This is a genomic window from Bradyrhizobium campsiandrae (genome assembly GCF_014529705.1).
Taxonomy (GTDB): Bacteria; Pseudomonadota; Alphaproteobacteria; order Rhizobiales; family Xanthobacteraceae; genus Bradyrhizobium; species Bradyrhizobium campsiandrae.
Genome location: NZ_JAANIH010000013.1, coordinates 152,232 through 158,231, shown reverse-complemented (window position 1 = coordinate 158,231; position 6,000 = coordinate 152,232). Strand labels below are relative to the sequence as shown.

Sequence of the window (6,000 nt, the reverse complement as noted above, 5' to 3'; positions counted from 1 at the left end):
GGCGGCGCCGCCGCGGCGACCGCTGTTGCAACGAGAACCGGGGCGAACAGCGCTTACGCAAATGTCAATGGGACCGGCGGACGCGGTGGGGATGCTTATTACGCCGGCAATACCGGAGGCAATGGCGCAAGTGGCACGGCCTCCGCATCCGCGACATCCGACAGTGGTTACGTGCAAGTCTATGGCAACATCAGCGGCGGATCGGGCGGCAACGGGTACTACGGCGCCAGCGGCGGCAATGGCGCCTCTGCGAATGCCAACAACATCATCTCCGGCTCGACGACTGGCCAGTTATATCTGAACCAGTCCGCCTCTGGCGGAAGCGGCGGTTCGTCGTCCGGAAACGGCTATCCCGCAGTCGGCACGGCCGGCGCAGGTGGCAACGCATCATCCACGCTGTCCGTGAACGATACGACGGCTTCTTATCTGAACACCAATTCCACTGCTGCTGGTGGGTCCGGCGGCTTTGCGGACGGCGGCGGTAATTCTGGCGTTGCTGGAACGGGTACGTCGACGCTGACACTCACAGCCACCGGCTACGCCGCAGGCGGCTCTGCTGCGTATGGCGGTAACGGCGGCGGCGTGGGGACAGGTAATGGTCTTGCCGGCGGCGCGGCCCTGTCGAGCGCGAATGTGAGTTCGACGGGCAGTTCGTCCAGTGCGAGTGCCTACGCTGGAGGTGGCTCGGGCGGCAATGCCCAGGGGACCGGTGGAGGGGGTGTAGGCGGTTCCGGCGGCGCCGCCGCGGCGACCGCTGTTGCAACGAGCACCGGGGCGAACAGCGCTTACGCAAATGTCAATGGGACCGGCGGACGCGGTGGTGATGCTTATTACGCCGGCAATACCGGAGGCAATGGCGCAAGTGGCACGGCCTCCGCATCCGCGACATCCGACAGTGGTTACGTGCAAGTCTATGGCAACATCAGCGGCGGATCGGGCGGCAACGGGTACTACGGCGCCAGCGGCGGCAATGGCGCCTCTGCGAATGCCAACAACATCATCTCCGGCTCGACGACTGGCCAGTTATATCTGAACCAGTCGGCCTACGGTGGCAGCGGCGGCTCGTCATACGGCAACGGTTATCCCGCGGTCGGAACGGCAGGTGCCGGCGGGAACGCTTCGTCGACGCTGTCCGTCAACAATTCGGCTTCCAATATCAACGCCAATACTTACGCTTACAGCGGTAACGGTGGCTACGCCGAAAGCGGCAGCAACGGCTATGGTGGGTCAGCGACTGCACTCACCAGCGTGACAACGGCAAACTCGGCCACTGTCTACGCTAATGCCAATGCGGTAGGCGGCACCAGTTCCGGTGGTAGTCAAGGCGGCGCCGCGGCTGCGACCGCCCAAATCACCGGTGCTTCGGCCGGGTATGCTTCAGCCAGCAGCCAAACGCAGAGTTCGCTTGGATGGGTTTACACGTCGGCTGGTTCTCCGGTCGGTGGCCCGGCCAGCGCTGTAACTCAAGTGTCAATTGGAACGTCTGGCATTGCCTCGGTTCCGCCCATCGTCGTGGGCCAGAGCCTGTCAACCGCAATTCTTTCACCATCAACAGGCGGAGCGCTCGCAATTGGCGCGATGTCGATTGGCTACGGTGGTATCGGAGAGAGTCTGACCTACAATACCAGTGCGCAGTTCTCTAACATCGCGCAGAATGGCGACGTGCTCCTCACCTTCCTCGACCACGGTTTCTCGGGTGGCGGCTTCTCGTCGATGGCGTTGGACATCGTGATCAACGGTATTAATCACAATTATTTGTGGAGCGATCTGGCGAGCGCCGAGTCCTTCTTCAGCAATAACACGCTGGACTTTGGACCGTACACTGGGAATCTCAGCGTGGGGCTGTACTGGAATTTGACGTCGCAAGCCGTCGGAGATGGCTTTGCCTTCGACTACGCCATCGGAAACTACCAAGTCAGCGCCGTTCCGGAGCCGTCAACCTGGGCGATGATGATCATCGGGTTTGCGGGCCTCGGCTTCATGAGCTGGCGGAAGGTGCGGCGTCCAAGACTCAGCCTCGCTTAATAGGGATCGACACAATGAGATAAGAGGGCTGCACGCCGCAGCCCTCTTTCTTTTAGATTGAGTCACTTACTTGCTCCCGTACCTAGAGCGTCAGAGTTGCAATTGCGTCACGCCTGGCGGGAGGCCGGGCATCGCATCCCTGGTCGAAACCTGCTGAACGGCGTCAATCCGCTGGCCTACTGAGTCCTCGCCAGCTCCTCCGTTGGATTTCGCAATCCAAGACTAATCGGGAACGATTGGGGTTCAATTCGCTCACGAATGACGCCCTCCGCGAGCCCCATTCGCGGTCGATTTCACGTGCCAGCTTGAAAAGCCGGGCACAAGCTGACAGAAATTCGCCAGTAGTTGGAGTGCCCATCTTTATCCTGACTGGCGCGCCAGCAAAATCAAGCACATGCGCAGGGTTTATCCGCCGATGGCGAGTGGCAAGGCCGGCTGCAGCTGGCCTGTTGCTCTCCCGCTCGAGATGCGCATTCAGCGATAGGGAGTGTTGCGGGAGCAACTCATTCTTCGGCTAACATGTCTTGGATGGGATGAAACGGGGCACTCTCTTGAAGCAGGACATCCGGGACTTTGCTGCCGCGATTCTGGTTGATCAATCGGGTCAGCTGCTGTTTCAGCTGAGGGACAATGTCCCGGGGATCGTGCACCCCGGCAAAATCGCGTTGTTTGGCGGACGCCGCGAACCACCCGAGAGCCCACTCGAATGCATCGTGCGAGAAGTGGCCGAGGAGATTGGTTACAAGGCGTCTCCTGATGATTTCGAGTTCCTGGTCAAGTTGCACGGAGCCGACCCCGAGAACATCGCACGGCATGTCAACGGGGAAGTCTTTGTTGCCCGCAACGTGACCAGCTCCGACCTTGTGGTGACCGAGGGCAACCTGGTCATCGTTCATCCATCAGAGCTTTCAAAATTCAGATCCGAGATGACGCCGATGACCGTGATTGCCGTAAGGGCATTCCTGAATGGTTCGGCGTCGTCCTCATGAACGCGCCAAGACGTTAACGGGTCAAGACCTTGCGAGGAGAATGATGTCGCTGAGCAAAGTCCTCTTCCTATGCACCGGAAACTATTATCGCAGCCGGTACGCGGAGGAGCTTTTCAACCACATTGCGGAGGCCGAAGGTCTCGGATGGCGCGCGTTTTCGAGAGGAGCTGCCGAACGGGGCTCGCCCAACAATATCGGCCCGATGTCGATATTGGCGCTGGATCGGCTGCAGGCAAAGGGAATCCATCCGGAGGGAGCAGCGCGCAACCCGCAGCCATGCTCGCTGGCCGATTTCGGCGCGGCCAGGCTGGTCATTGCGCTCAAGGAAGCAGAGCATCGCGCCCTGATCGAGCATCGGTTTCCGACAGCCGCAGCCCGCGTGACCTATTGGCATGTCGATGACGTCGAGTTCGCGCCTCCCTCTGTTGCCCTTGCGATGATCGATAAGCACGTGCGCGATCTGATTGCCGCTCTTCCATCTGTGGACCACCCGGTCACTCGATAGAGTCAGCGGACCGATGCGCCGCAATCGATGCGAGCCTGCGGTTGTCTCATGCAGGCTCGGTAGGCACGACTGTTTGCGCCGTATAGCCGCGCACATGCGCTGAGCCAATTATCGCAGAGATTGGTCGGCCCGAGAAGATTGTCAGTCGCGCAATCACTAACAGCCAGCGGCTGCGCCATGCATTGGGCATAATGCTTTGTCCCGGGGCGCCAAAGCCGACTACATTCGCGCTTCCAGTTTGTACACAGCGGCGAGCCCGTGCTCAGATACGCGAGCGAACGCTCAGGGACAGCTGAAACAATCACGGACGCCAGCAGCAAGGACTTGAACAGGAAGCGCATCAGCTCGGCTTTGGGGCGGCGGTTCTGTGCGTTGCAAACTTGCATGAACCAGCCGCGAGCTTTAGCCGATTGCGGGCACTGACAGCGGGATGGGCCTGCGCAGCACCCGGTCTATTGAGGCCACGACGTTGCACCCAACGCCGGTCGTGGGTCCGACGACATTGGACTGGCCAGAATGAAGCCGCGGCCAACGCCCTCCAAAGCCATAGCTCGCGCGCCGGATGATCAACCTGATACCAGCCGCTTTATCCATGCACTGTGCCGGTGATAGGCGATGACATAGGCGGCATCGACGGCGTACCCGGCAATCACTGCCAACAAGCAAACGAGGTATGCGTCTCCCCAGGCCAACCAAATGTTCGACCAGGAAATGGTGATCACCACTGTCGCAAAGACGAGTTTTCGCATGGTGCAATGTTCAGCACAGATGGTCCGTCCCGGTCAACCAGTTCCACCATGCGTGCGTTCGACGACAGGCGCGCCAACCAAGGCGGCCACCTCCCCACTACTTCTTCTGATCTGGGTTGGCGGTTGACCCGCCCTGTCCCTGCCCGGTCGTGGTTGCCGGGGAAGAACTCTGCCCGCTTCCGCTGCTGCTGGAACTTGCGCTACCGCTAGAACTCGCGCTGCCGGAGGAACTTGCGCTGCCAGATTGAGCGTAAGCCACGGGCGTTGCCGCCAACAGAGCCGAGAGGGTAACTGCGACCAAGCGGATCATTGCCGTCTCCATGGTAATGGCTTGTCGGGCAATGAAAGCACGACCAGGAAGTTCCTGACTTGCGACGAAAAAGCCGCGCGGCGGCTCCAATTGGCCATACCGTCCACGGGCGCTTCTGCGGCACAACAGGCAGCGTTGCTGCGGCAACACGCGCCCAAAGCCTGGCCGCCGGCGTCCACGGTCAGATCGCTCGGCTCACGCGCCGATGACGACGTGACCACCGGCGGTCCGTGCACGCAATTCGTCGCGGACGCGGTCCAGCACGGTCTCGAATTCACATGTCTCGGTCTGCCGGAACAGACGCACGCTCGGATACCAGGGGCTGTCTGCGCGCTCCAGCAGCCAGCGGTAGTCGGGCGTCCACGGCAGCAGGATCCAGGTCGGGCAGCCGAGCGCGCCGGCGAGATGGGCGACGCTGGTATCGACGGTGACCACAACATCAAGGCATCTGATCAAGGCTGCGGTATCCGCGAAGTCGGTGAGATCAGCGGTCAGGTCGACGATGTCGCTGCGCTCGCGCAACACCGCCGCATCATGCGGACGCGGGGCCTTCTGCAGGCTGACGAAGGTGGCGTCGACGTCGAGGATACGGGACAGCGTTCGCAGTGGAATGGAGCGGGTCTCGTCATTGACATGCGAGGGATCGCCGGACCAGGCCAGACCGACCCGGAGCCTGGTTCGAGGACCAAGGCGATCTTCCCAGGCCTTGACGTGGCGATCCGGAAGGGACGGCAGATACGGCATGTCCGCCGGGATCGTGTCGAGACGGGTCTTGAACGCCAGCGGAAGGCTCGAGACCGGGCAGTGCAAATCGAACGGCGGCGGCGTGCCGACAGCCGACATCGGAATGCATTGGGCCGCGCCCCTCAGCGTCGACATCAGGCGATGCAGCGGGTCCTGAACGACGAGAACAACGCGGGCCCCGCGCGCCGCCAGCATGGGGACGTAGCGAACGAATTGAACGGTGTCGCCCAATCCCTCGTCCGCCACGACCAGGATCGTCTTTCCCTCGATGTCTTCGTCACCCAGCCACATCGGTTGCGGAAACCGGTGGTATTTGGCCGAAGGCAGCTTCAACCGGGTCTGGTGTCCGCGCCAGCCGGCTTCGAAATTGCCGGTCAGCAGGTGGGCCAGAGACACGTTCCACTCGGTCACCGTAGTGTTCAGCCCGAGAGATGTCATGCGATCAGCCAGCGCAAAAACCTCGTCAAAGCGATGAAGGTGGAACAGTGCGACCAGACTGTTGTCGAAGGCATCCGCAAAGCGCGGCCGAATCTCGATCGCCGTTTCGAACCATGCCAGCGCCTCCTGGTTTCGGCGAAGCCGCCGCAACGCAAGGCCCAGATTGTTGCAGATCTCGGCATTGTCGGGATCGAGTTGATGGGCCCGCATGCCGTCGTTCGCGGACTCCTCATATCGTTT

5 protein-coding genes are annotated in these 6,000 nt (G+C 61.3%); 3 read left to right on the top strand and 2 right to left on the bottom strand.

What is annotated here, in order from left to right:
- The 3 genes from G8O24_RS12450 to G8O24_RS12440 all read left to right on the top strand — a co-directional run.
- Positions 1 to 2,025, top strand: a 2,025-nt coding sequence (locus G8O24_RS12450; protein WP_188099587.1) for a PEP-CTERM sorting domain-containing protein, incomplete at its 5' end; no start/stop codon positions are given.
- A 551-nt stretch (positions 2,026 to 2,576) separates the two neighbouring features.
- A complete protein-coding gene (locus G8O24_RS12445) occupies positions 2,577 to 3,014 on the top strand; it encodes an NUDIX hydrolase (RefSeq protein WP_188099585.1) in 438 nt (145 codons plus the stop codon).
- A 43-nt stretch (positions 3,015 to 3,057) separates the two neighbouring features.
- A complete protein-coding gene (locus tag G8O24_RS12440; protein ID WP_244645829.1) occupies positions 3,058 to 3,519 on the top strand; it encodes an arsenate-mycothiol transferase ArsC in 462 nt (153 codons plus the stop codon).
- 566 nt (positions 3,520 to 4,085) lie between these two features.
- On the opposite strand, the gene G8O24_RS12435 is transcribed toward G8O24_RS12440, so the two are convergent.
- Together G8O24_RS12435 and G8O24_RS12430 are read right to left on the bottom strand one after the other, a co-directional pair.
- Positions 4,086 to 4,268: a hypothetical protein gene (locus G8O24_RS12435; protein WP_188099581.1), complete on the bottom strand. Its 183-nt coding sequence runs from the start codon at positions 4,266 to 4,268 to the stop codon at positions 4,086 to 4,088.
- Positions 4,269 to 4,773: 505 nt separating this feature from the next.
- Entirely contained in the window at positions 4,774 to 5,970 is a 1,197-nt protein-coding gene (locus tag G8O24_RS12430; protein ID WP_244645833.1) for a tetratricopeptide repeat protein, read from the bottom strand.
- Positions 5,971 to 6,000 lie beyond the last annotated feature (30 nt).